This window comes from Streptomyces sp. HUAS ZL42 (genome assembly GCF_040782645.1).
In the GTDB taxonomy this organism is placed as follows: Bacteria; Actinomycetota; Actinomycetes; order Streptomycetales; family Streptomycetaceae; genus Streptomyces.
The window spans coordinates 8,192,179-8,216,109 of the sequence record NZ_CP160403.1 but is presented as its reverse complement, the minus strand read 5'-3'; the positions used below and the strand labels follow the sequence as shown (position 1 = coordinate 8,216,109).

General features: G+C 71.9%; 22 protein-coding genes. 8 read left to right on the top strand and 14 right to left on the bottom strand.

Annotation, left to right across the window (positions count from 1 at the left end; genetic code table 11):
- Positions 1-53: 53 nt before the first annotated feature.
- The 5 genes from ABZO29_RS37455 to ABZO29_RS37435 form a co-directional block, all read right to left on the bottom strand.
- Positions 54-914: an SGNH/GDSL hydrolase family protein gene (locus ABZO29_RS37455; RefSeq protein WP_367324634.1), complete on the bottom strand. Its 861-nt coding sequence runs from the start codon at positions 912-914 to the stop codon at positions 54-56.
- Positions 911-2,083: a glycosyltransferase gene (locus ABZO29_RS37450; protein ID WP_367324633.1), complete on the bottom strand. Its 1,173-nt coding sequence runs from the start codon at positions 2,081-2,083 to the stop codon at positions 911-913. Before ABZO29_RS37450 ends, ABZO29_RS37455 begins: the two co-directional genes overlap by 4 nt.
- Positions 2,080-3,210 carry a glycosyltransferase family 4 protein gene (locus ABZO29_RS37445; RefSeq protein ID WP_367324632.1) on the bottom strand — a complete coding sequence of 377 codons (1,131 nt, stop codon included), beginning with the start codon at positions 3,208-3,210 and terminating at the stop codon, positions 2,080-2,082. The genes ABZO29_RS37450 and ABZO29_RS37445 overlap by 4 nt, the downstream gene beginning before the upstream one ends.
- 170 nt (positions 3,211-3,380) lie before the next feature.
- The gene (locus ABZO29_RS37440; protein ID WP_367324631.1) at positions 3,381-4,799 is read right to left on the bottom strand and encodes a HEAT repeat domain-containing protein; all 1,419 of its coding nucleotides are present in this window, start codon (positions 4,797-4,799) and stop codon (positions 3,381-3,383) included.
- A gap of 323 nt (positions 4,800-5,122) precedes the next feature.
- On the bottom strand, positions 5,123-5,515 hold the full coding sequence (locus tag ABZO29_RS37435) for an ankyrin repeat domain-containing protein (protein ID WP_367324630.1): 393 nt from the start codon (positions 5,513-5,515) through the stop codon (positions 5,123-5,125).
- A 262-nt stretch (positions 5,516-5,777) separates the two neighbouring features.
- Between ABZO29_RS37435 and ABZO29_RS37430 the strand changes: the two genes are divergently transcribed.
- Positions 5,778-5,972, top strand: a complete 195-nt coding sequence (locus ABZO29_RS37430) for a hypothetical protein (RefSeq protein WP_367324629.1) — start codon at positions 5,778-5,780, stop codon at positions 5,970-5,972.
- Positions 5,973-6,012: 40 nt separating this feature from the next.
- Entirely contained in the window at positions 6,013-7,572 is a 1,560-nt protein-coding gene (locus ABZO29_RS37425; RefSeq protein WP_367324628.1) for a hypothetical protein, read from the top strand.
- A 304-nt stretch (positions 7,573-7,876) separates the two neighbouring features.
- Here ABZO29_RS37425 and ABZO29_RS37420 read toward each other — a convergent pair whose 3' ends face one another.
- Positions 7,877-9,376, bottom strand: coding sequence for a PLP-dependent aminotransferase family protein (locus ABZO29_RS37420; RefSeq protein WP_367324627.1), 1,500 nt, complete (start codon positions 9,374-9,376; stop codon positions 7,877-7,879).
- Between the two features lie 34 nt (positions 9,377-9,410).
- Between ABZO29_RS37420 and ABZO29_RS37415 the strand changes: the two genes are divergently transcribed.
- The 4 genes from ABZO29_RS37415 to ABZO29_RS37400 all read left to right on the top strand — a co-directional run bounded on the left by ABZO29_RS37415 (position 9,411) and on the right by ABZO29_RS37400 (position 12,941).
- Complete coding sequence (locus ABZO29_RS37415) at positions 9,411-10,139, top strand: YitT family protein (protein ID WP_367324626.1); 729 nt, start codon at positions 9,411-9,413, stop codon at positions 10,137-10,139.
- Positions 10,136-10,903: a glycerophosphodiester phosphodiesterase gene (locus tag ABZO29_RS37410; RefSeq protein WP_367324625.1), complete on the top strand. Its 768-nt coding sequence runs from the start codon at positions 10,136-10,138 to the stop codon at positions 10,901-10,903. Before ABZO29_RS37415 ends, ABZO29_RS37410 begins: the two co-directional genes overlap by 4 nt.
- A 49-nt stretch (positions 10,904-10,952) precedes the next feature.
- Positions 10,953-12,299, top strand: coding sequence for an MFS transporter (locus ABZO29_RS37405; protein WP_367324624.1), 1,347 nt, complete (start codon positions 10,953-10,955; stop codon positions 12,297-12,299).
- A gap of 267 nt (positions 12,300-12,566) precedes the next feature.
- A complete protein-coding gene (locus tag ABZO29_RS37400) occupies positions 12,567-12,941 on the top strand; it encodes an RNA polymerase-binding protein RbpA (protein WP_010357981.1) in 375 nt (124 codons plus the stop codon).
- Between the two features lie 127 nt (positions 12,942-13,068).
- Here the strand turns inward: ABZO29_RS37400 and fxsA are convergent, their stop codons facing one another.
- The 4 genes from fxsA to ABZO29_RS37380 all read right to left on the bottom strand — a co-directional run bounded on the left by fxsA (position 13,069) and on the right by ABZO29_RS37380 (position 17,140).
- On the bottom strand, positions 13,069-13,623 hold the full coding sequence (gene fxsA, locus ABZO29_RS37395; protein ID WP_367324623.1) for an FxsA family membrane protein: 555 nt from the start codon (positions 13,621-13,623) through the stop codon (positions 13,069-13,071).
- Between the two features lie 71 nt (positions 13,624-13,694).
- Positions 13,695-14,495 (bottom strand): polyprenol monophosphomannose synthase, encoded by an 801-nt coding sequence (locus ABZO29_RS37390; protein ID WP_367324622.1) that lies wholly within the window; start codon positions 14,493-14,495, stop codon positions 13,695-13,697.
- A gap of 537 nt (positions 14,496-15,032) precedes the next feature.
- A complete protein-coding gene (locus ABZO29_RS37385; RefSeq protein ID WP_367324621.1) occupies positions 15,033-16,634 on the bottom strand; it encodes an amidohydrolase in 1,602 nt (533 codons plus the stop codon).
- A 65-nt stretch (positions 16,635-16,699) separates the two neighbouring features.
- Complete coding sequence (locus ABZO29_RS37380; protein WP_367324620.1) at positions 16,700-17,140, bottom strand: Lrp/AsnC family transcriptional regulator; 441 nt, start codon at positions 17,138-17,140, stop codon at positions 16,700-16,702.
- A gap of 268 nt (positions 17,141-17,408) precedes the next feature.
- Here ABZO29_RS37380 and ABZO29_RS37375 point away from each other — a divergent pair, with 268 nt between their 5' ends.
- The gene (locus tag ABZO29_RS37375; protein WP_367324619.1) at positions 17,409-17,846 is read left to right on the top strand and encodes a hypothetical protein; all 438 of its coding nucleotides are present in this window, start codon (positions 17,409-17,411) and stop codon (positions 17,844-17,846) included.
- A gap of 822 nt (positions 17,847-18,668) precedes the next feature.
- Here ABZO29_RS37375 and ABZO29_RS37370 read toward each other — a convergent pair.
- On the bottom strand, positions 18,669-19,841 hold the full coding sequence (locus ABZO29_RS37370) for an acyl-CoA dehydrogenase family protein (protein ID WP_367324618.1): 1,173 nt from the start codon (positions 19,839-19,841) through the stop codon (positions 18,669-18,671).
- A 338-nt stretch (positions 19,842-20,179) separates the two neighbouring features.
- Between ABZO29_RS37370 and ABZO29_RS37365 the strand changes: the two genes are divergently transcribed.
- On the top strand, positions 20,180-21,421 hold the full coding sequence (locus tag ABZO29_RS37365; RefSeq protein ID WP_367324617.1) for a glycoside hydrolase family 18 protein: 1,242 nt from the start codon (positions 20,180-20,182) through the stop codon (positions 21,419-21,421).
- Between the two features lie 40 nt (positions 21,422-21,461).
- Here ABZO29_RS37365 and ABZO29_RS37360 read toward each other — a convergent pair whose 3' ends face one another.
- From ABZO29_RS37360 to ABZO29_RS37350, 3 genes are all read right to left on the bottom strand, one after another.
- The gene (locus ABZO29_RS37360) at positions 21,462-22,118 is read right to left on the bottom strand and encodes a TetR/AcrR family transcriptional regulator (protein ID WP_367324616.1); all 657 of its coding nucleotides are present in this window, start codon (positions 22,116-22,118) and stop codon (positions 21,462-21,464) included.
- A gap of 66 nt (positions 22,119-22,184) precedes the next feature.
- The gene (locus tag ABZO29_RS37355) at positions 22,185-22,325 is read right to left on the bottom strand and encodes an SCO1431 family membrane protein (protein ID WP_367324615.1); all 141 of its coding nucleotides are present in this window, start codon (positions 22,323-22,325) and stop codon (positions 22,185-22,187) included.
- 145 nt (positions 22,326-22,470) lie between these two features.
- A complete protein-coding gene (locus tag ABZO29_RS37350; RefSeq protein WP_367324614.1) occupies positions 22,471-23,841 on the bottom strand; it encodes a peptidase C39 family protein in 1,371 nt (456 codons plus the stop codon).
- Between the last annotated feature and the right edge of the window lie 90 nt (positions 23,842-23,931).

Below are 23,931 nucleotides of genomic sequence, written 5' to 3'. Positions count from 1 at the left end.
ACGGCCTGCGGTTTCAAGTCGGCGGTGCCAAGTCCGCACAACCGGCGGAGCGCTCATGCGGCGTCCGGTCGGTGCTCCGCCACCGACAGCGCGGCCAGGGCGGCGGACACGGCTGCGGCGGCCCGCAAGTCGAGCCGGGCGCTGGTGCCCCGGGCGCGGTGGCGCATCTCGTCCATGGCGAGCCGCAGGAGCTGCGGCAGCAGGTCGGTGCACCGCCGGGCCACCCACCCGGTGCCCGCGGTGGCCAGCCACCACAGGCTCGCCGACTTCGTGGGCGCCGGGAACTCGGGCTCGGGCGAGGGCGCGGTGCCCGTCGCGAGGCCCGCCTCCGTCAGCAACGCATGGAAGCGCACGGCCAGTTGGCGGTGCCCGCGCTCGCCCGGGTGCAGCCGGTCCGCGCTCCACATGGCACGGTCGGTGAGCCACGCGCCCTCGCACGCGTGCAGGTGCACGGCCCCGTACCGGTCGGACAACGCGTGCACCACGGTGTTGACGGCGCGCTGCCGCCGGGCGAGCGGGCGCGCCAGCGCCCCGGGCAGCCCGAGCATCGCGCCGGGGTCGGGCAGGCACGCGGTGAGCAGCACCGCACCCTGCTCGGTGAAGGCTGCGTACACCTTGTCGAGGCGGGCCGCCACGGACTGGATGTCGAACGTGCAGCGCAGGGTGTCGTTGACGCCGATGACCACGGACACGACGTCCGGCCGCAGCTCCAGCCCGGCCGGCAGCTGCCGTTCCAACACGTCGCGCGTCTGTGCGCCGCTGACCGCGAGGTTGGTGAACTCGACGGGCCCCACGGTGTCCTGGCGGAGCCCGCCGGCGAGCAGCGCGGCCCAGCCGCGCCACCCGTCCCCCACCGGATCACCCACCCCCTCGGTCAGGGAGTCACCCAGCGCCACGAAACGCACGGTTCTCATCCGATGCCTCCGGGGACAGCGGGGAGGACGGGACGCACCGGTACCGTCGCGTCGTGCGCGGCGAGGAACGCCTCCACGGCCGTCCGCCACCCGAAGCACTCCGCACGCACGCGTGCCGCTTCCCGCCGTTCCCGCTCCGGGCGGTCGAGGAGCATCTCCACGGCGTCCGCGAAGGCCGCGCCGTTGTCCGCGGCGGTCGCCCCCGCCGATCCGACGACCTCCGGCAGCGCGGACGAGGCGCTCGCCACCACGGGCGTGCCGCACGCCATCGCCTCCAGCGCGGCGAGCCCGAACGTCTCGGCGGGCCCCGGCGCCAGGCACACGTCGGCGGAGGCCTGGAGCGCGCCGAGCACACCTCGGTCGGAGACGTGCCCGAGGAAGGTGACGGGCAGCCCACGCTCCCGCGCCCGCTGTTCGAGCCGCGACCGCAGCGGCCCGTCCCCGGCCACGACCAGCACCGCCGCCCGGCCGCGCCGCAGCAGCGCGTCCAGGGCGTCCAGGGCGGTTCCGGGCCGCTTCTCCACGGACAGCCGGGAGCACATCACCAGCAGTGCCTCGTCCACGCGCGCGTGGACCCCTCGCAGGCCGGGGTCGCGCAGCGCGGGATGCCGCTGCACCAGGTCGACCCCCAGCGGCGCCCGCACGACATTCCGCGCCCCGATGCGAACGAACTCGCGCTCGGCGAACTCCGTGGTGCACACGACCCGCGAGTACGTGTGCGCCGTACGGACGTTGAGGGTGTCGGCCGCACGCCGGGCCGCCCCCTCCGGCAGACCCCACGTCCGCAGCACTCCGTCCGCGGTCTCGTGGGACACCATCACGGCGGGGACGCGGGCCCGCCGCGCCCACTTGCCGGTCCACCTGAGGGTCGTACGGTCGGACACCTCCAGCCGGTCGGGGGCCAGCTCCTCCAGGAGCCGGGCCACCCGCCGCTTGTCGGTGAGCACGCGATACCCGCCGGTGCCGGGCAGCAGCGGCCCGGGCAAGGTGATCACCCGGCCCTGTTCGGTCTCGCGGTCGCTCACGCGCTCGCCGGGCACGACGAGCACGGGCTCGTGGCCTGCCGCCTGGAAGCCCTTGCCCAGCTCGCGCAGCGCGGTCCGCAGTCCGCCCGAGGCGGGGGCGACGAAGTTGGCGAGACGCACGATCCGCAAGGACTGCGCGCTCATGCCGCGACCACCGTCTGCTTGCGGGTGGCCAGGACGTCCGCGTAGTGACCGATGAGCTGGTCGCCGACGGCCGCCCAGGTGCGCCCCTCGACCATGGCCCGCCCGGCCGCGCCGTACGCGGCCCGCAGAGCCGGGTCGGCGGCCAGCGCCCACACCGCGTCCCGCACGGCGGCCGCGTCGCGCGGCGGGACCAGCAGCCCGGTGCGCCCGTGGGCGACCAGGTCCAGCGGGCCGCCGACGGCGGGCGCGACGACGGGCACGCCGCTCGCCATTGCCTCCTGCACGGTCTGGCAGAAGGTCTCGAAGGGGCCGGTGTGCACGAAGACGTCCAGCGAGGCGAAGGCCCGGGCGAGGTCGTCGCCAGTGCGGCGGCCCAGAAAGACCGCGCCCGGGAGCGCCTCGGTCAGGCTGGGCCGGCTCGGCCCGTCGCCCACCACCACGACCTTCACGCCCTCCAGGCCGCACGCTCCGGCCAGGAGTTCGACCTGCTTCTCGGGGGCGAGCCGCCCGACGTAGCCGACGATCAGCTCCCCGTTCGGGGCGAGTTCGCGGCGCAGCGCCTCGTCACGGAGCTCGGGGCGGAAGCGGACGGTGTCCACCCCGCGCGGCCACAGCTTCACCCGGGGGACGCCGTGGGACTCCAGGTCGTGCAGCGCCGCGCTGGAGGGGGCGAGGGTGAGGTCGGCGGCGGCGTGGACGGAGCGTATGCGCCGCCAGGCCGCCGCCTCGCCGGCACCCATGTACGTACGGGCGTATCCGGCCAGGTCGGTCTGGTAGACGGCGACGGCGGGGATGCCGAGCCGGGCGGCGGCCGCCATGCCGCGGACGCCGAGGACGAAGGGGCTGGCCAGGTGGACCATGTCGGCGCGATGTTCGGTGATCGCCGTGGCGACGCGCCGGCTGGGGAGGGCGACGCGGACCTGGGGATAGCCCGGGAGCGGGAGGGAGGGGACACGGACGACGGGGCACGGCGCCTCGGCGTCGGGCCCGGTACCGGCGGCGGTGGCCGGCGCGACGACGAGCGGGAGGTGACCGCGATCTACGAGGTGCCGGGCGGTCTGGAACGCGCAGTGGGCCACGCCGTTCACATCGGGGGGAAAGGATTCGGTCACGATGACGACACGCATACCGGTGTTGTCGCCGCACTGGACGTGGTCGCGTCAAAGTGGATCTTTCCGAAGAACAAACGTCCCATGAGCGTTCCGCTGCGCACCCGAGCAGGTCAGAGCATGTCCATGCGTGCCTGACCCACGGGTCACCCGGTGTTCACCTGGGGAGCACACCACTGCCTTGGCGATCACATCGTCGTCGCGTCCGGTCCGATCCGGCTGCGTACGGCCGTCTGGACCTCCGCCTCCTCGGCCGGGTCCGCGGCGAGCCTGCGCAGGCGCTCGACGACGCGGGTGTCACCGGTCTCGGCGTGCCGGGCCGCCACCTCGCGGGTGGTCTCCTCGCAGTCCCACAGGCATTCGACGGCGAATCCGGTGGGGAAGGAGGGGTCGGTGGCGGCGAGGGAGCGGGCGCAGCGGCCGCGCAGATGGGAGGAGGCGGTCTCGCGGTAGATGTGGCGCAGGACCGGTGCGGCGCACACGATGCCGAGGCGTCCGGCGCCGTCGACGAGGGTCCACAGGGTCGGTGCGTCCGGGCCTTCGCTCCGTACGGCTTCGCGGAGTGCGCCGAGGACCAGGTCCCGGTCCTCGAGCCCGCCCCGGCAGGCGAGCATGCGTCCGGCGGCGGCGCCCAGCGGGTCTGGCCGGTGGACCCAGCCGCGCGCGCGGTCGACGGCGGCGACGCTGCGCATGCGTTCGAAGGCGTCCACCGCCGCCTCCACGACGGCCGTCGAGCCGGTGGCCACCGCGCCCTCGATCAGGTCGAGGGCGTCAGGATCGTTGCCGTCGGCGAGATAGCGCAGGGCGGTACAGCGGGCTCCGTCGGTGCCGTCCTTGGCCGCCTGGATGATCTCGGGGCGGTCCTGGGGGCCTGCGACGGCGGTGAGGCAGCGTGCGGCGGGGACGTGCAACGCGGCGCCGCGCTCGATGCCCTGCTGGGCCCACTCGAAGACGGCCCGCACGCTCCACCCCGGCCGGGGCCCGCTTGGTCGCATCTGCCGCTGCCACCTGTCGAAGCAGCCGGCCTCCTGCGCGGCACGCACACGCGTGGCGATGTATTCGCGGGGATCCTCTGCCCACAGGCGCCAGGGCCGGGGTTCGAAGGCGTCACGGACGGTGGCGGCCAGCTCGGCCTCGCCCTCGGTGTCGGTCGCGAACCGGGCCAGGACGGGCGCGGCAAGGGCGCGCAGTCCCGCGTCGTCGTCGCGCAGGGCCAGCTCGTCCAGGGCCCAGGCCCAGTTGGTGCCTGAGGCGGCGTACCTGCGCAGCAGTGCGAGGGCGTCCCGCCTGCCGTACGAGGCGAGATGCCCGAGGACGGCGAGGGCGAGGCCCGTGCGTGACTCGTCGGTGTCGAAGGTGTCCTCGACGTCGAACAGGTGCGCCTCGATGTCGTCCAGCTCGCCGTTCAGATCGATGTACAGGCGGGCGTAGTACAGGGAGCGGTTCTCCACCTGCCAGTCGTGGCGGGGATCGCGCAGCACGCAGTGGTTCAGGGCCGCGAGCGCTTCGGCGCGCGGGGCGGTGAGCGCGTGCAGTGTGCCGTCGCCGCGGCCCCGCTGAAGCAGACCGAGCAGCGTACCGCTGGGCGCTATGACCGGATCGAACATGGGAAACAGCCTCACATCAAGCGTCGACGCAACCGGGGAACACGCATTACCTGGCCGCGTGACAACACGTCGGGGCGCCCGCCGTCTTTTGCTTGTTGTAGACCATCTTCCTCTGCCTCTCGTCGGTGGCCCATGCGGACCGAGTCACGGTCCGCGCGGTGCGGCAACACCTGCCCAGCCATCGCGTCCGTGAATCACGTCGTCATGATGACTCGGCAGTTCTGCCTGCCGCGACCGAAATTTCCGGCGGCCGTGCACCGCCTCCCCCGTGGTCGTCGATTTACCTGGTCAGGAGCTTGGTTTTACCTGCTCAGGAGTACGGCTCAGTGTGCGCCGAACAGTTCGAGCAGTTCCGTCTTGCCGAACATCCGGGCTGTGTCCACGGCCGAGGGAGTGCCCGCCGAGGGGTCGGCGCCGCCCTCCAGGAGTGCCTCGATCACGCCCGTCTCACCCTTGAAGACCGCCCCTGCGAGCGGTGTCTGGCCTCGGTCGTTGACGCGGTCGACCTCGGCGCCGCGGGTCAGCAGCACGCGTACCGCCTCCGCATGGCCGTGGTAGGCGGCGAGCATCACCAGGGAGTCGCCCCGGTCATTGGTGAGGTTGGCCGGAACGCCCGCGTCGACGTACGCAACGAGCGCCTCGGTCTGCCCCTGCCGAGCCAGATCGAAGATCTTGGTCGCGAGCTCCACGACCTCGGGGTCGGGGGCGTCAGTCATCGGCCGGACCGCCTCTCGTTACAGCCGTTCAGGTGAATCGCCAGGGTACTGGCTTCCGGCGCCACATGACCGGACATGCCCCGGGCAAAGATCACCACGGCGCCCGCGATACGTGACGCTCCCGCCCAGAGGGCCCAGCGCGATCCCATCGGACGGGTGAAATCTCCCGCAATTCACCCAGTTGCACCTTTTATCGTATGGATACATCCTGTGACACTGGAAGTACTCATGGTGACTGTCCCCGCGAACCAGGAGAACTCAAATGATCCTGTCCATCTCAGGCGTGGTGCTTCTCGGCATCATCGTCTTCCTCTTCTTCCGCAAGGACGGCCTGAAGGCGTCGCACGCCATGGTCTCGGTCCTGTTCGGGTTCTACCTCTCCAGCACGGCCATCGCCCCGAGCATCAAGGCCGGCGGCGAGAGCCTGGCGAGCCTCCTGGGCGGCATCAAGTTCTGACGCCGCCCGTCCCGTCCGCACGCACCTCCAGGAGACAGCAGTGGCCCGGCGCCCCCTCCCTCGCATTCTGAGCACAGGCAGCGCGCAGATCGCCCGGAGCCGCGAACTGGCCCGGACGGCGGCCGACAGCGCCACCGACGTCCTCCAGCCGCTGATCACCATCACCCGCGGCCTGCGCCGACTGGCCTCTGCGGGACGCCGCAAGTGGGCCGACACACCCAAGGACAAGCGCGGGCCGCTGTTGTTCCTGGTGGCCTCGGTGATCCTGGTCGTGGCACTCGCGCCGTACGGCCCGCTGCTCGCCGTCATCACGCTGATGGCGGCGGCGGCCTGGCAGGGCCGGGACCTCTCCCGGCAGACGCCGAAGGGTCCCGACGACTCGCAGACCCACCGTCTCCAGTCGCTGTACGAGGCCCTGGTCCCGTACTTCGCGGCCGCCGAGGACCCCTCTCCCCTGTACGCCCACGGCGGCGAGTGGGAGAAGGCCTTTCCGGCGTACGAGTTCGACGGCACGGGCCGCGTCACGCACCTCGTGATCCGCTACCCCGCGTACTTCCCGGACGGCGAGGCCGAGTCCCGGGCCCGCATCGAGCACCTGCTCACGGCGAAGTCGGGGCGTGGCCGCGAGTACCACTTCGCCTGGGACGAGGAGGGCAACGAGCTCACCGTCACCGTCCTGTCCCCGCTTCCCACCGACATCGCCGCCCAGCGCTTCGTGACCGCGCCCGGCGAGACGGTCCTCGGCTTCACCGACCCCACCCAGGTCCACCGCACGCTCCCCCTCACCCACGGGGAGGAGCAGCGCGACGTGCCGCCGGTCGTCTGGCGCACCGGCGTCCGCTCCACCGAGCCGCATCTGCTGGTCATCGGCCAGCCGGGCAGCGGCACCTCGACCCTGCTGCGCTCCATCGCGCTCCAGGCCCTGCAGTACGGCGACGTCCTCGTCGTCGAGGGCGGCGGCACCGGCGAGTACGCCTGCCTGACCGGCCGCGACGGCGTCCTGGCGGTCGAGGTCGCGCTGGCCGGGGTGCTGGCCAGCCTGGAGTGGGCCGCGGCCGAGACCGAGCGCCGGCTCATCGCCGCCAACCGTGCCCGTCAGGCGGGACAGGCACCGCCGGACGACGCCAGGCGGCCTCTGTGGATCCTCCTCGACCGCCCCACCGCGTTCACGCACCTCGCCGACGCGGACGGCCACAGGGATCCCCAGTCCCTGCTCCAGGTGCCGCTGCGGCACGGGCGCGCGGCCAATGTGACGGTGGTCGTGGCGGAGCAGTTCGACAGCGCGGACGCGTTGAGCGATGCGGTACGGCAGCACACGCGCGCGCGTGTCGTGCTCGGGCCGGCCACGGCGGAGCAGTTGCAGGCGGTGCTGGGGGCTCCGCCACACACGACTCCCGTCGCCGTGGTGCCGCCCGGGCGGGGGTATGCGCGCCTGGGGGCGGGGCCGGTGCATCGGCTTCAGGTGCCGGCGACACCCGATCCGTTCGACGACGCGACGAGCGAGGCGCATCGGCAGGCGGTGCTGGAGCTGCTGCCGCCACGGACGACCCCGGCCGATGAGGAGCCGGCGCCGGTGGAAGCTGCGGTGGCCGAGGCCTAGTAGCGCCCTGCCCCGGCGCGGGCGGGTGGGTCTCGCTCGCCCACGCCGGCGGGGTCCCCCACTCTCGGCTTCGCGCAAGCGCGGGTACCCCATCGCCCACCCATGCCACCCCAGCGGCACGACCGCCCGCAACTAGCTACGCCACTTGGCCGAGGCCTCGTAGCGCCTGTGTTGGTGCGGGCGGGTGAGCCTCGCTCGCCCACGCCGGCGGGGTGCCTCCCCCACTCTCGGCTTCGCGCAAGCGCGGGGACCCCATCGCCCACCCGTGCCACCCCAGCGGCACGACGGCCCGCAGCTACGCCGGCTACGCCACAAACGTCCTCGGCGCCTCGCCGCCCGCGGTCCCTCCGCTCTCCACCACCCGAGCCGCAGCCGCCAGCCTCGCGGCCGCCTCCTCCGCAACCGCGCCGCCCACGGTGAACGGCAGCCGCACATACCCCTCGAAGGCCCCGTCGACTCCGAACCGCGGGCCCGACGGCACCCGCACCCCCACGCGCTCCCCCGCCTCCGCGAGCCGCGACCCGGACAGTCCCCCGGCCCGCACCCACAACGTCAAGCCGCCCTTCGGCACCTCGAACTCCCAGCCGGGCAGCTCCCGCCGCACGGCGGCGACCAGCGCATCCCTGTTCCCCCGCGCCTGCTCCCGCCGCACCTCCACCGCCTGCTCCCAGCCCCCGGTGCTGAACAGCCAGTTCACCGCCAACTGCTCCAGCACCGGCGTGCCCAGGTCCGCGTACGCCCGCGCGGCGACCAGGCTGCGGATCACGTCCGGGGCCGCCCGCACCCACCCGATGCGCATCCCGGCCCAGAAGGCCTTGCTTGCGGAGCCCACCGTGACCACCGTGGACCCTGCCGGGTCGAATCCGCACACGGGCCGCGGCATTTCCACGTCCTCGTCGAGCCACAGCTCGCTCATCGTCTCGTCGGCGACCAGCACGGTCCCGGCCGACCGCGCGGCCTCCACCAGCCGCCGCCGCTGGTCCTCGTCCGCCAGCGCGCCGGTGGGATTGTGGAAGTCGGCCACGACGTAGGCGATGCGCGGCGCGGCCTCCCGCAGGACCTGGCGCCAGCGGTCCATGTCCCACCCGGCGAGCCCCTCGGCCATGGCGACGGGCACGAGCCGGGCGCCGGCCTCCCGCATCAGCTGGAGGATGTTGGCGTAGGAGGGCGACTCCACGGCGATCCGCTCGCCACGCCCGCCGAACAAGTGGCAGATCGCGTCGATGGCGCCCATCGCGCCGGTCGTCACCATGATCTGCTCGGGCATGGTCGGGATCCCACGTGCCGTGTAGCGCTCGGCGATCATCGAGCGCAGTGCGGGAAGGCCTGCGGGGTAGTCGCCGTGCGTGTGCGCGTACGGCGGCAGTTCCTCGAGTGCGCCCTGCACGGCGCGGGTGAGCCACGGCTCGGGCGCGGGGAGCGCCGCGCAGCCCAGGTCGATCAACGAGCCGAGCGCCTCGGGTGGCAGGGGCTCCAGGCCGCGCGCCGGGAGCGGGTTGCCCGCCGGTACGGCCGTCCAGCTGCCGGCGCCGCGCCGCGACTCCAGGAATCCCTCGATGCGAAGCGCCTCGTAGGCGGCCGCCACCGTGGTGCGGCTGACGGAGAGCGCAAGGGCGAGCTCACGTTCGGCGGGCAGCCGGGCGGCCACCGGGACGCGCCCTTCGAGCACCAGCAGCCGGATGCCGTCGGCGAGCGCGCGATAGGCGGGCGGACGGCGGGTGCCGGGGCCCGCGGGCCGGTCCTGCTGGGACTTGAGCAGCCGGGCGAGCTGCGCCGCGCCCACCGCCGAGGTCCACTGCGCCATGGTAACCAGTCCACCTTTCCCGAATTGGCCATGGATGACGTTTCCACCCAAGCCACAGAGTGTCACGCATCAGGCCACTTCACCACCAGGGGGGCACATCTTGTCCGCGCGGTCATCAGAGGATCAGCTCACACGGCGGCTGATCCAGCTCTACGTCGGTCTCGCTCTGTACGGCGCCAGTTCGGCCCTGCTGGTGGAAGCCGGCCTGGGCCTGGAGCCCTGGAACGTGCTGCACCAAGGGCTCGCCGAACTCACCGGCCTGACGATCGGCCTCGTGTCGATCATCGTGGGCGCCGGGGTGCTGCTGCTGTGGATCCCGCTGCGCCAGCGCCCGGGCCTGGGCACCGTCTCCAACGTCTTCGTGGTCGGCCTCGCGATGGACGGCACCCTCGCGCTGGTCCCCCAGGCGCATGCCCTGACCGTGCGCGTTCCCCTCCTCCTGGCCGGCATCCTGCTCAACGGCGTGGCCACAGGCCTCTATATCGCCGCCCGCTTCGGCCCGGGTCCGCGCGACGGGCTGATGACGGGGCTGCACCGGCGCACGGGGCGCTCGATCCGCCTGATGCGTACGGCGGTCGAGTTGACTGTCGTGGTCACCGGTTTCGCCCTCGGGGGCACCATCGGCGTCGGCACGCTCCTGTACGCGGTCTCGATCGGCCCGCTCGCCCAGCTCTTCCTGCGAGTGTTCGCCGTCCCGCGGGCATCCGAGGGCAGCACGGTCGTTGCCACGGGGACACCCGGGAGAGCGATACTGCGTCCGTGACCACCCTCATACGCCACCCGTATCTCGACCATCCGGGCCCCATACCCTTCGCGCACCGCGGCGGGGCCGCGGACGGTCTGGAGAACACCGTGGCGCAGTTCCGGCGCGCGGTCGAGGCGGGCTACCGGTACATCGAGACCGACGTCCACGCCACGCTCGACGGCAAGCTCGTCGCCTTCCACGACGCGACCCTGGACCGGGTCACGGACGGCGCAGGGCGGATCGCGGACCTGCCGTGGCAGGAAGTGCGGCACGCGCGCGTGGCCGGCAGGGAACTGGTGCCCCTCTTCGAGGAACTGCTCGAGACCTTCCCCGAGGTCCGCTGGAACATCGACATGAAGGCGGAGCCCTCGCTGCATCCCCTTCTCAACCTGATCGCGCGGACCAACGCCTGGGACCGCGTCTGCGTCGGCTCGTTCTCCGAGGCGCGCGTCGCGCGCGCCCAGCGGCTGGCCGGACCACGGCTGGCCACGTCGTACGGAACGCGGGGTGTCCTCAATCTGCGGCTGCGCTCCTGGGGCGTGCCGGCGGCGCTGCGCCGTTCCGCGGTCGCCGCGCAGGTTCCCGAGGAGCAGTCCGGCATCCGGGTCGTGGACCATCGTTTCGTCCGCGCCGCGCACGCGCGCGGGCTGCAGGTGCACGTGTGGACGATCAACGAGGCGGATCGGATGCACCGGCTCCTGGACCTGGGAGTGGATGGCATCATGACCGATCACATCGACACGTTGCGCAAGGTCATGGAGGACCGGGGCGTCTGGGACTGACCCCTCGGTGTCCGCACCCTCGCGCGCCAGCGGGGAAGCGAGGGCACGGGTGGGCACCGACACCGTGCGGACGGCGGCGTCCGACGAGGCCGCCGGGCGGCGGCGCGAGCAGCGCGGCTGGTACTTCTACGACTGGGCGTGCTCGGTCTACTCGACGAGCGTGCTCACCGTGTTCCTGGGCCCCTATCTGACGTCGGTCGCCAAGGAGGCGGCAGACGCCGACGGCTATGTGCACCCCCTGGGGATCCCGGTGCGCGCCGGGTCCTTCTTCGCGTACTCGGTGTCCCTGTCTGTGATCCTCGCCGTGGTGGTGATGCCCCTGGTGGGCGCAGCCGCGGACCGCACGGGCCGCAAGAAGCCCCTCCTCGGCATCGCCGCCTATGTCGGGGCCGCGGCGACGACCGGCATGTTCTTCCTCGGCGGCGACCGCTATCTCATGGGCGGCGTGCTGCTGGTCGTGGCGAACGCGGCGCAGTCCGTGGCGATGATGCTCTACAACTCCTACCTCCCGCAGATCGCCCCGCCCGAGGAGCGCGACGCGGTCTCCTCCCGGGGCTGGGCCTTCGGCTACGCGGCGGGCTCGCTTGTCCTGATCGCGAACCTGGCCCTCTATCTCGGCCACGACACCCTCGGGGTGTCCGAGACCACGGCCGTACGCATCTGCCTGGCGTCGGCCGGTCTGTGGTGGGGTGCCTTCACCCTCGTACCGCTGCGACGGCTGCGCGACCGCCGCTCCCCCGCGCGGGAGGCCGCCCTGCCCGGACTGCGGCAGCTCGCGGCGACCGTTCGCGACATGCGCCGCCACCCGCTGACGCTCTCTTTCCTCCTCGCGTACCTCATCTACAACGACGGCATCCAGACGGTGATCTCCCAGGCGTCGATCTACGGTTCGGAGGAGCTGGGCCTCGGCCAGTCGACGCTGATCGGGGCCGTGCTGCTGGTGCAGGTGCTGGCGGTGGCGGGAGCACTCGGCATGGGACGGCTGGCTCGGACGTACGGCGCCAAGCGCACCATCCTCGGCTCGCTGGTCGCGTGGACGGTGACCCTTGGGGCGGGTTACTTTCTGCCGGCGGGGGCGCCGGTGTGGTTCTTCGTCCTCGCGGCCGGGATCGGGCTGGTGCTCGGGGGCAGCCAGGCGCTCTCCCGCTCGCTGTTCTCCCATCTCGTGCCGCCCGGCAAGGAGGCCGAGTACTTCTCGGCGTACGAGATGAGCGACCGCGGCATGAGCTGGCTGGGCCCGCTGCTGTTCGGGATCACCTACCAGCTGACCGGAAGTTATCGGGACGCGATCATCTCGCTCGTGGCCTTCTTCGTCGTCGGATTCGTGCTGCTCGCGCGGGTTCCGGTGCGGCGGGCGATCGGCGACGCGGGCAATCCGGTGCCGGAGACGATTTAGCACTCGGCGGCAAAGCGCTGTAGTGTACGCGTTTGGCCTGCCAGGCGTACCGTTACTGCGCGTCAAAGGTGCCGAAACGCTGGGTGACATCTGCTAGCAGATGTGACAAACCGGGCGCTGGTGGGTACAACAAGGGGCGGCTACGACGGCGACGCATGACCCGGAACGGGACTCGGAACGGGAATCTTTACCGCCGACCGGACGTTGACCGGATGACGACGACAGCGACACCTGTCCTGTGGGCGACAAGCCCGGGAGGCACGATTCATGAGTGAGCGAGCTCTTCGCGGCACGCGCCTCGTGGTGACCAGCTACGAGACGGACCGCGGCATCGACCTGGCCCCGCGCCAGGCCGTGGAGTACGCATGCGAGAAGGGGCACCGTTTCGAGATGCCCTTCTCGGTCGAGGCGGAGATCCCGCCGGAGTGGGAGTGCAAGGTCTGCGGTGCCCAGGCACTCCTCGTGGATGGCGACGGCCCTGAAGAGAAGAAGGCCAAGCCCGCGCGTACGCATTGGGACATGCTGATGGAGCGGCGTACCCGTGAGGAACTCGAAGAGGTCCTCGAGGAGCGTCTCGCCGTTCTCCGCTCGGGGGCGATGAACCTGGCGGTTCATCCCCGCGACAGCCGCAAGTCCGCGTAGCGGGAAGCCGGCAAGCAACGCGCGTAAACGACCGCGGGCGTCGCACGTGAGGTTCACGTGCGGCGCCCGCGGTCGTTCGGCGCGAGGACGGCTCGCCCGCGTAGTGCAAGGACGGTTCGCCCGGCCCTCACCCGGTCAGCGGCGGCCGGGGCGGCGGGGTCTCCCCCGGTTCGTCGTCCCTGATGACCTCGCCCTGGACCACCTTGCCGTCGGGCCGGTGAATGCGGGCCTGCTGGAAGGCGTCGCCCAGGGTGCCGGAGGCGGCCTCGCGCAGCTTGCGGTCGACCGTGCGCTCCGCATAGCGGCTCAGGGCCTTCTGGACCGGCGGGACGAGCAGGAGCAGACCCACCGCGTCCGAGATCAGGCCGGGGATCATCAGCAGCAGGCCGCCGAGCATCATCAGGCCGTTGCCGGAGCCCTTCGAGGGCGAGCCGCCTCGCTGCAGCGCCTCGTTCAGGTTCTGGAAAGCACGCCGCCCCGCCCGCTTGATGACCACCGAGCCGAGGACGAATCCGGCGAGCAGCAGCAGGAAGACGGTGAAGCCGTTCGACGCGCCCGCGACCACGGTCAGCAGCCAGATCTCCAGCACCAGCCAGGCCGCGAGGCCCAGCGGCAGGAACGTGCGCAGCCGGGAACGCCGGGGCCGGACGGGGTATGTGGGCGTCGGAGCGTCGGTCGTCATGCGTCCAGTGTGCCTTGGCGAAGCTCAGGGCGGGATAAGGGGCGATCAGCGGTTCTCGTACCGCCGTACGCCTACGGCTGCGCGGGCTTGCGTCGGCCCGCGATCCTGCCGACCCGCTCCCCCACGCCCCACGCCGTGACCCGCCACAGCGCCTCCACGAGAATGTCGCGGCTCATCTTGGAGTCGCCGAGTTCGCGCTCGACGAAGGTGATGGGGACCTCGACGACATGGAAGCCGGCCTTGACCGCGCGGCGGGCCAGGTCGACCTGGAAGCAGTAGCCCTGGGAGGCGACCTCCTCGAGGCCGAGACCCTCCAGCGTTTCGCGCCGGAAGGCGCGGTAGCCGCCGGTGATGTCGCGCAGGGGGAGGTCCAGGGCGAGGCGCGAGTAGAGGCTGCCGCCGCGGGAGATGAACTCGCGGGACTTGGGCCAGTTCACGACCCGGCCGCCGGGCACCCAGCGGGAGCCGAGGACGAGGTCGGCGTTCTTGAGGGCGGTCAGCAGCCGGGGCAGTTCCTCCGGCTGGTGGGAGCCGTCGGCGTCCATCTCGATCAGGACGCCGTAGTCCTTCTCCATGCCCCAGCGGAAGCCCGCGAGGTAGGCGGCGCCGAGGCCCTCCTTGCCCTTGCGGTGCAGGACCTGGACGTGGTCGTCCTCGGCGGCCAGTTCGTCGGCGAGCTTGCCGGTGCCGTCGGGGCTGTTGTCGTCGGCGATCAGGACGTGCGCCTCGGGGACCGCCTTGCGCACGCGGCCGACGATCGCCTTGATGTTCTCCGCCTCGTTGTAGGTGGGAATGATCACCAAGGCCGTGCCGAGCGGACCGAACTGCCTCCCCCGGTCCTGTGCCGCGCGGGTCCCGTCGCCGTCGTTCACTGCTGCCCCTTCATGTCCGTACGCAGACGTCCACCATAGTGGCCGCGGCCTGCGGTGACGTGACAGCACATTCGTATGGTGGTGTCGATTCCACAAGAGCGGGGTAAGAGTTCGCTTTTGATGTCGTATGACTGCTGCGGATGGGGGCCCGGCGCCCTTCGGGCCGACCTGGGACCCGCTGGCTGCGGATCGACCGAAAGCCGTTGTCTACTGAGCGCCCGGGCCCCACCCGGGTCACACCTCCCCTACCGGCCGGAACGTTCCCCCGTCGCGGCGCGGACGCTGAGCCTGGCTCCCAGTGACGGTGCCCCGGTGCGGCACACCGTCCCTGACCCAGCGGCGCTGCGGCGAGTGCGCGGACGTTCCCCGGTCGGGCGTCCGGTGGTGGACTCCGCCGAACCTACCGGCCCCCGGGCGCCGCCTGTCAACAGCCGCTTGACCTGCGGGTCTTCACTCAATGCGCTGGTCAGCGCGGAGGATGCGCAGGTCGCGCGACGGCGTGGCGGCGGATGATCACCATCGCGCCACCCCGGTAGATCACTCGCCCGGCCGTACGAACACCGTCCGTCCGCCCACCACTGTGCGCAGGCAGACGGGGAGCTCGTTGCCCAGGGTCAGATCGGGCAGTCCGGGGGTCCCGGAGCGGGGATCGGTCGACCAGCGCGCCACCCGGTCGTCGGGCGCCTGGACCACCAGCGCGTCGGTGCGCCACACGGCGTAGTCGGCCGGCGCGCCGGGCACCAGGACGCCCGCGTCGTCGCGTCCGACGGCCCGCCAGCCGCCGCGCGTGTGCGCGGTGAACGCGGCGCGCACGGAGATCCGGTGCTCGGGGGTGCGGTGGAAGGCCGCGGCACGGACCGTGCCCCACGGGTCCAGGGGCGTGACCGGGCTGTCCGAGCCGAAGGCGAGGGGGACGCCGGCCCGCAGCAGCGCGGCGAAGGGGTTCAGGGTCCTGGCCCGCTCTGCGCCCAGGCGCTGGGCGTACATGCCGTCCTCACCGCCCCACAGGGCGTCGAAGGCGGGCTGGACGGAGGCGGTCAGGCCCAGTTCGGCGAAGGCGGCGATGGTGCCGGGGGTGAGCATCTCGGCGTGCTCCACGCGGTGCCGGGCGGCGCGGACACGGGCCAGGCCCACCTTCTCGGCGGCGGCGCGCACTCCCTCGACCACCGCGGTCACGGCGGCGTCGCCGATCGCGTGGAAGCCCGCCTGGAGGCCCGCCTCGGTGCAGGCGGCGACATGCGCGGCGACCGCGGCGGCGTCGAGGTAGGCGGTACCGGTGTGGTCGGCGTCGGTGTACGGCTGGTGCAGGCAGGCCGTGTGCGAGCCGAGGGCTCCGTCCACGAAGAGGTCGCCGGCCGCACCGGCCGCGCCCAGCTCCCGCGCCTTGTCGGCATCCAACTCGGCCCAGTAGCCGATCACGCGCGGGCCAGCCTCCTCGGCGGCGAGCCGCAGGAGCTCCGTGAAGTCGTCCTCGGAGGAGATCGCCGGCCCCGCGCACTCGTGGACGGAGCCGATGCCGAGCGATGCGGCCCGGGCGAGGGCGGCGCGCTGGGCATCGGTGCGCTGCCCAGGCGTTACGGCTGCGAACGCGGCGGCGCGTACGGCGTGGTGGTCGTCGCGGGTGAGCGGGCCGTCCACCGCGCCGACGCCGGGGGCCAGGTCGAGCAGGGCCGTCGTGACGACCGCCGAGTGGACGTCGATCCGCGAGAGGTACAACGGGCGTCCGTCCGTGGCCTCGTCCAGCTCCGCCCGCGTCGGGGGGCGGCCGCCGGGCCAGCGGGCCGCGTCCCAGCCGTGGCCGAGCAGGACGCGGTCGTGCGGGCGGGCGGCGGCGAAGTCCCGTACGAGCGTCAGGGCCGCCTCCAGGGAGGGGGCGTCGGACAGGTCGAGGCCGGTGAGCGCGAGGCCCGTGGACGTGGTGTGCACATGTGCGTCGGTGAACGCCGGGGTGACCAGGGCCCCGTCCAGGTCGATCACCTCGTCCACGCCGTCCGCGAAGGCGTCGGCGGCACCCTCGGATCCGACCCAGGCGACTTGTCCGTGCTCCACGACCATCGCGGTGGCGAAGGGGTCGGCGGGGCTGTGCACCTCGCCTCGGCGGAGGAGGACGGTGTTCGGCTCGGGCGTGCGTTCACTCATGAGGGACAGTTTCCCGCCCGCAGCCCCGCGCCCTGCACTCGGGTGCGCCGTGGTGGGGCCTGGCCCTAGACGCGCGGCGGGCGTGCTTCGTACGGCGTCGAGAGGACGACCGTCGTCCGCGTCGACACCCCCGCCAGCCCTCGCAGCCGGGCCAGTAGTTCCTCCAGCTCGTGCGGTGTGGCGACGCGGACCTTGAGGATGTAGTTCTCGTCGCCGGCCACGCTGTGGCAGGCCTCGATCTCCGGGACGTCGGCGAGGCGGTCCGCGATGTCGTCGGGGGCGCTGGGGTCGAACGGTTTGACCGAGATGAACGCGGTCAGGGGCAGCCCGACGGCTTCCGGGTCGACGACCGCGGCGTAACCGCGGATGACCCCACGCTGCTCCAGCCGCCGCACCCGCTGGTGCACGGCGGACGTGGACAGGCCCGTGGCCTTGCCCAGGTCCGTGTAGCTCATCCGCCCGTCCTTGACGAGCAGCTGCACGATCTGTCGGTCCAGCTCCTCCATGGCGCAAGAACCTACAGTGCGCATGATCTCCTCGGATACCTGAGCGGCCCAGGTCATGCCCGGTTCGTGATGCGCCCGAGCGTCGCCTGTGAGCCACGTGGGGGAGAAAAGCGCCGCACCGGGCACCTGCGAGTGGCATGTGACGAACACCACAGCCCTCGAAACGCCTTCGTGATGGTCTCGTGATTACCGCCGAGACGGGGCGGGAAGTGCTTGCTGTGGTCGAGGCCGCAGCGCCTTCACGGCCCAGCCCTAGGGGGAGAATCACATGCAGAGTCTTAAGCGCCCAGGTCGTACCGCGCCCAAGCGGCTCCAGCCGGTTGTCGAGCCGTCGCCGGAGGGCGTCGAACCCGACGACTTCGACGGTGACGAGCTCGACGCGTACGACACCTTCGAGATGTACCGGGTGATCTGCCCGGACTGCGCGCAGCCCATCGCTCTCCTCGCGGACGAGGACGTTCTGCCGGAGCACGCGCTGTGCGCCTCGCCGTGGAACCCGTTCGGTCTCACGGTCTGCGCCGGTACGGGCCGCAGGGTGGGGGAGGCCCGGTCCGCGGACGAGTCCACGGAGCCCCAGGAGCAGGACACCGCCCTCCTGTTGACGCTCCCTCAGGGACTCGACTGGCGGATGCAGCCCTTCTCGCACGTCGGCGGCCCGGGCTCGCGCCCGATGCGCGTACCGGCGATGCGGCGCCAGGCCGCCTGAGCCACGTCGCTCAACTCCAGTAGCTGCCCCGCACCATGGCGCGCAGGCTGCCGTGGTGCAGGATCAGTGTGCCCGGGTCCGCGGGGACGGCGACCTCTCCGAAATGCACGCGGCACGCGTCCCTGGGCGCGTGCCATGACGAAGAACGGCGCCCCGAGCGGCCCGGCACGGTGCACGTCGCATACGGTCACCCGTGCCCTCCGGTGCCCAGGCCACGTCCTCAACTCCCTTACCGCGCGACCGATTCGAAGCCGGTGAAGCCGCTCGGGTCGTGCCGGCCGATCGAGCCGTACCCGATGTGGCCGTCTTGACCGAAGCGGGTTCGGGTACACACCGAGCCCGGCGATCAGCAGGGGCGCGGCCCTCATGGTCGAGGACGTGGAAGGCGCAGCGGTCGTAGGCGTTGCGGTCCCCGGTCGCCGTGTGCCTCGTCGGCAGGGGCACCTGGTGCACGGGGTACTCGTCGAGCGGTACGGGTGGGCCGTCGGCCACGGCCCACCCCCTGGAGACAGAGGGCTGAAGGTACGTCAGGAGGTCGTCGTAAACCAGATGCCGAACCGGACCCCGGCGAACCCATGGCCGATTCCGGGCGGTGGTGACCTGCGAGGCCGCCTCCGCGTTGCCCCGGTATGACCCTCATGCGCACCCGGACTTTCGTCCGTCTCCCTGCAGGATCGGTTCCGCTCGCCCCGCCGCAGCCGCAGGACCCGCCCATCTACCAGGCCCTGATGCGCACCTGGGCCGACCGGGGGCGCACCCTGCCGGGCCGCCACGACCCGGAGTGGGTGAAGCTGGTGGCCCCGCAGGTCAGCCGTGGTCAGTTCAGCGCGTCTCCGGACCCGCGAGATGACGGGCGATGACCATCCGCTGGATCTGGTTGGTGCCCTCGACGATCTGCAGGACCTTGGCCTCGCGCATGTAGCGCTCGACCGGGAAGTCCGCGGTGTAGCCGTACCCGCCGAGGAACTGCACGGCGTCGGTGGTGACCTTCATGGCGGTGTCGGTGCAGTGCAGCTTGGCCATGGCGGCCTGCTTGGCGAACGGCCGGCCGGCGTCCCGCAGCCGCGCCGCCGCCAGGTACAGGGCCCGGCCCGCCTCGATCTGGGTCGCCATGTCGGCGAGCATGAAGCGCAGCCCCTGGAAGTCGGAGATCGGCCGCCCGAACTGCTGCCGCCCGGCCGCATAGGCGACCGCCTCGTCGAGCGCCGCCTGGGCCACACCGATGGCGCAGGCCGCGATGCCGAGCCGCCCGGAGTCGAGCGCGGACAGGGCGATCGCGAAGCCCTGGCCCTCGTCGCCGATGCGCCGGTCGTCGCCGACGCGGACGCCGTCGAAGTGGACCTGGGCCGTTGGCGAGCCCCTCATGCCCATCTTCTTCTCCGGGGCGGCAGCGCTCAGACCTTCGGCGTCGCCGGGGACCAGGAAAGCGGTGATCCCGCGCGGCCCCTCCTCGCCGGTGCGCGCCATGACGGTGTAGAAGTCGGCGATACCGCCGTGCGTGATCCAGGCCTTGGTGCCGGTGATCACCCATTCGCCGCCCTCCCGCACGGCCTTCGTCCGCAGGGCTGCCGCGTCCGAGCCGGAGGACGGCTCGGAGAGGCAGTACGCGCCGAGCAGTCCGCCGCCGAGCATCGCGGGCAGGTGTTCGACCTGCTGCTCCTTGGTGCCGTAGGTGGCGAGCGCGTAGGAGGCCAGGGTGTGGACACTGACGCCGAGTCCGACGGTGAGGCGGGCCGCGGCGAGTTCCTCGAGGACCTGGAGGTAGACCTCGTAGGGCTGGTCGCCGCCGCCGTACTCGGAGTCGTACGGCAGGCCGAGCAGTCCCGACTCCGACAGGAGGGTGAAGACCTCGCGGGGGAAGCGTCCGGCCTCCTCCTCCTCGGCCGCCTTCGGGGCGATCTCGCGCTGCGCGATGTCGCGGACGAGCGAGATCAGATCCCGGGCCTCGTCCGTGGGCAGTTGACGGTCCACCGGCTGCGGGGCGCGGTCGGGCATGGCGACGCTCTCCTCCCTTTTCGGGCACATCGGTGGACGCGCGCCATGGGTCGGGGCGGCTCCGCCGGTCGTACAGGTGCTGGCCGATGCTCGCACTCCCGGGTCTCGGAAGCTGCTGACCAGCGGCTCTGCGCTGTGAGTATGCCCGATTGGAGGCATCGCGTCACCAGTTAACGACCGCTTACTTCAAGAAATTCCCCGCCCGGTCGCACGCGGGCGAAATTGGTCCGAACCATTGACCAATTGGTCTAGTCCTCCTACGGTTTCAGTCCAACGCCTCCCCGCGTTCATGCCAATCGGCGTGCGTTCCCTCCCTGTCCTCTGCGAGGAGACACCCGATGCACACCCCGCTCCGCCCCAGCGCCCGCTCCCGGGCGCTTCTGTCCGCCGGCTGTTGCGCCGCACTCGGTGCCGCCCTGCTCGCCGGCGCGGGCACGGCCACCGCCACCGCCACCGAGCCCGCCGCGGCCGGGACGACCGGCTCCAAGGTCGTGGGCTACTTCACCGACTGGGGCATCTACGGCCGCCAGTACTACGTCAAGAACATCGAGACGTCCGGCTCCGCGGACAAACTCACCCACATCAACTACGCGTTCGGGAACGTGACCGACGGCAAGTGCGCCCTCGGTGACTCCTGGGCGGACACCGACAAGCCGTTCACCGCCGAGGAGTCCGTGGACGGTGTCGCCGACGCCGCGGACCAGCCCCTCAGCGGCAACTTCAACCAGCTGCGCAAGCTGAAGAAGCTCCACCCGAACCTCAAGGTCGTCTGGTCGTTCGGCGGCTGGAGCTGGTCGGGCGGCTTCGGCGAGGCGGCCAAGGATCCGGCGGCCTTCGCCCAGTCCTGCTACGACCTGGTCGAGAACTCCAAGTGGGCGGATGTCTTCGACGGCATCGACATCGACTGGGAGTACCCCAACGCCTGCGGTCTCACCTGCGACACCAGCGGCCGGGAGGCGTTCCGGGACGTCATGGCGGCGCTGCGCGCCAAGTTCGGCAAGCGCGAGCTGATCACGGCGGCGATCACGGCCGACGGCACGAGCGGCGGCAAGATCGACGCTGCGGACTACGCGGGTGCCGCCAAGTACGTCAACTGGTACAACCCGATGACGTACGACTACTTCGGCGCCTGGGCCGCCACCGGCCCCACGGCACCGCACTCGCCGCTGTACTCGTACCCAGGCATTCCGCAGCAGGGCTACGACACCGCCAGCACCATCGCCAAGCTGAAGAGCCTCGGCATCCCGTCCTCGAAGCTGCTGCTCGGTATCGGCTTCTACGGACGCGGCTGGACCGGCGTCACCCAGGCGGAGCCGGGTGGCACGGCGACCGGCCCGGCGGCGGGGACGTACGAGGACGGCAACGAGGACTACAAGGTCCTGAAGACCAAGTGCCCGGCGACCGGCACCGTCGGCGGCACCGCGTACGCCAAGTGCGGCAGCGACTGGTGGAGTTACGACACCCCGAAGACCATCAAGGGGAAGATGAAGTTCAAGGACGCGCAGCACCTGGGCGGCACGTTCTTCTGGGAACTGAGCGGGGACACGGCGGACGGTGAGCTGATCAAGGCGATCAACTAGTCCGGCCGGGGCGGAGGTTCAAGAGCCTCCGCCCCTTTGCTCATGCCCCCCGGCGGGCGGGCCCCGGGGCCGGGTACGAGGGGTCCAGCTCCTCTATCGCCCGCATGGAGCCGCCCAGCGTCCTCACCAGTAGCTCTCGCATGGTGTCCCGGGACAGTTCGGGGCGGTCGATCCAGTCGAGGGTGACGCCCTCGACGCTGCACACCCAGGCGAGCAGGCCCATGCGGGCGAGCGGCGAGATGTCGGTGCTGCCGTAGGCGCCCTCGGCGATGGTGGCGACGATCGCCTCGCGCACCCCGTCCCGTATGGAGTGCACCTCGGTGTCGAAGCCGACGCCGCCGCTGACGATGGTGCGGTAGGCGGCCTGGTTGTGCTCGGCGTAGCGCAGATAGCCGTCGATGGTGCGATGGACCCGGTCCACCGGGGGCAGTTGGAGACCGCTCGCCGCGAAGGTGACCAGGTCGGCCACGGAGTCCTCGATGATCGCCAGGTAGTACCCGCGCTTGGACTGGAAGTAGTAGTAGATCAGCCCCTTGGCGACATGTGCCTGGCGGGCGATGTCGTCCATCGAGAGCGCGTCGTACGAGGTGTCGGCGAACAACCTCCGCCCGATGGCGATGAGTTCGGCGCGGCGTGCCAGCGAGCGCTCGGTGCCGCGGGCCCGGGGGCGCACGACGGGCTGTTGACTAATATTCAATTCAGACCCTGGTCTCCAACGGGCGGCGGGACATCCGCAGTATGGCAGGTCGGGTCCTGGGTCAGATCACAGCAGTCCGACTTGGGTCACCAGCATCGCGATCACCACGACGAGGATCCAGCCCAGGATGTTCTCGAGGGTCTTCGGACCGTCGTCCTCGGGGCCGCCGGTACGGGTGCGGGCGGCGGTGGCTGCGTGTGCGGTCATCGTTTCTCGCTGAGGTCGTGCGGGCGGTGGGCTCCCCCACCGGTCCCGGTGGCCCCCCGACCGGTCCGTCCACCTTGCCACCGACAGGGGCTTTCGCGGCCGAGAGGTTGGTCACAGGGCCCCGGTCACCCGGGGCCCCGCTGCTTCAGCGCACGCCCACCGCCGCGAGCGCCCTGCGCTGCCGCGCCGTCGGCTGTGCCGGGAAGTAGAGGTAACAGACGCCGCCCGTACCGGAGACAACCTTGCCGGAGGCGTTGTACCGCTTGGTCCGAAGCCAGATGTTTTCCCACTCGCGCCGCCTGTAGACGCGCCGCACCGCCTCGTCGCTCGGTGAGGCCGGGTCGTTGGCGATCACGTCGCCGTCGGCGGTGAAGCCGATCACGGTCATCAGATGACCGGAGGTGCCGTAGCCCGCGCCGGTGAGCTCCTCCTTGCGGAAGGACTGGGACGTGATGGCCGGGATACCGGCCGCGATCAGCGTCTCCAGGTCGGTCAGGGAGCCCAGCCGGGTGACGACACCCTGGAGGCCCTTGAAGGTGGCCGCGTAGGCGGCGTTGAACGGCCAGTTGCCGCAGCCGTTGTACTGGTAGTCGTACGTGTACCGGGCCGCGTGGCACACCTGCGGGTCGGCGTACGCCGGGTCGACCCACGCCAGTTGCTGCGGGGTGAGCCGGCCGCCCCAGTACTCGATGATCATCTGAGAGGAGGTGGGGCTGCACCAGGCCTCGCCGCCGTTGTCGTACTCCGGGTACTGGCCCGCGTGGATCTCCTGCGAATAGCGCGGGACGATCAATTCCCCGGCCAGGCCGGGCGTGGTCGCCGGGACGGTGAAGCGGTCGGGGATGTCGGAGCCCATCGCCCCGACGCGCCACACGGTGGGCGTGAGCTTCGTGCCGGGCCTGCGGTAGAGGGTCAGCCGCAGCCGGTACGACGTCAGGCGCAGGCCCGTCGTGGCGTCGTCGATCGCGAAGGTGTCCGTCCAGATGGTGCTCTTCCCGTCCGTCTGGTCGTCGACGGAGGTCCGCCTGATGTCCTGGTCGCCGGCCGCCCAGCGGCCCATCACGTACCAGGGGGCGGCCGTGCCGTCGGAGTACGTGCCCGTCAGCTCGATCTGGAGCCAGGTGCCGTCCGGGGTGTGCGCGTTCCACGAGGCGATCGCCTCGGTGGAGGGGACGGTGAGCTTGTGGGCCGGGGACGTCCAGGTGGCGTACTCCCAGGCGGCGGTCGTCCCCGTGTGCGGGTCCGGGTAGTCGGTGGTGCCCGCGGGCGTGGCGATCACGATGCCGGGACGGGCACCCGCGACGACCCGGGTCCCCCTGGCGGTGCCACCGCACCAGTCCGTGTACGAGATCCAGGCGCGGTTGTCCACCGGGCGGGCCGGGGCTTCATCTGCGCCGCCGGTGGCGGTGGCGTCGGCCGTGGTGGCGGCCGCCGCCGGGCTCGCGCCGCCCGCGACCGCGGCGGCGACCGCGACTGCCAGGACGGTTCTGCGGGACGGCTGTTCGGCTCTGCTCATGGGCGTCAAGACCCCCAGGTCCGAGTCGGGGCGGATCCAATGCGTGGCTGTGTGCGCCAACTATGGACGGAGGCGGCATGCCCCTGCCAG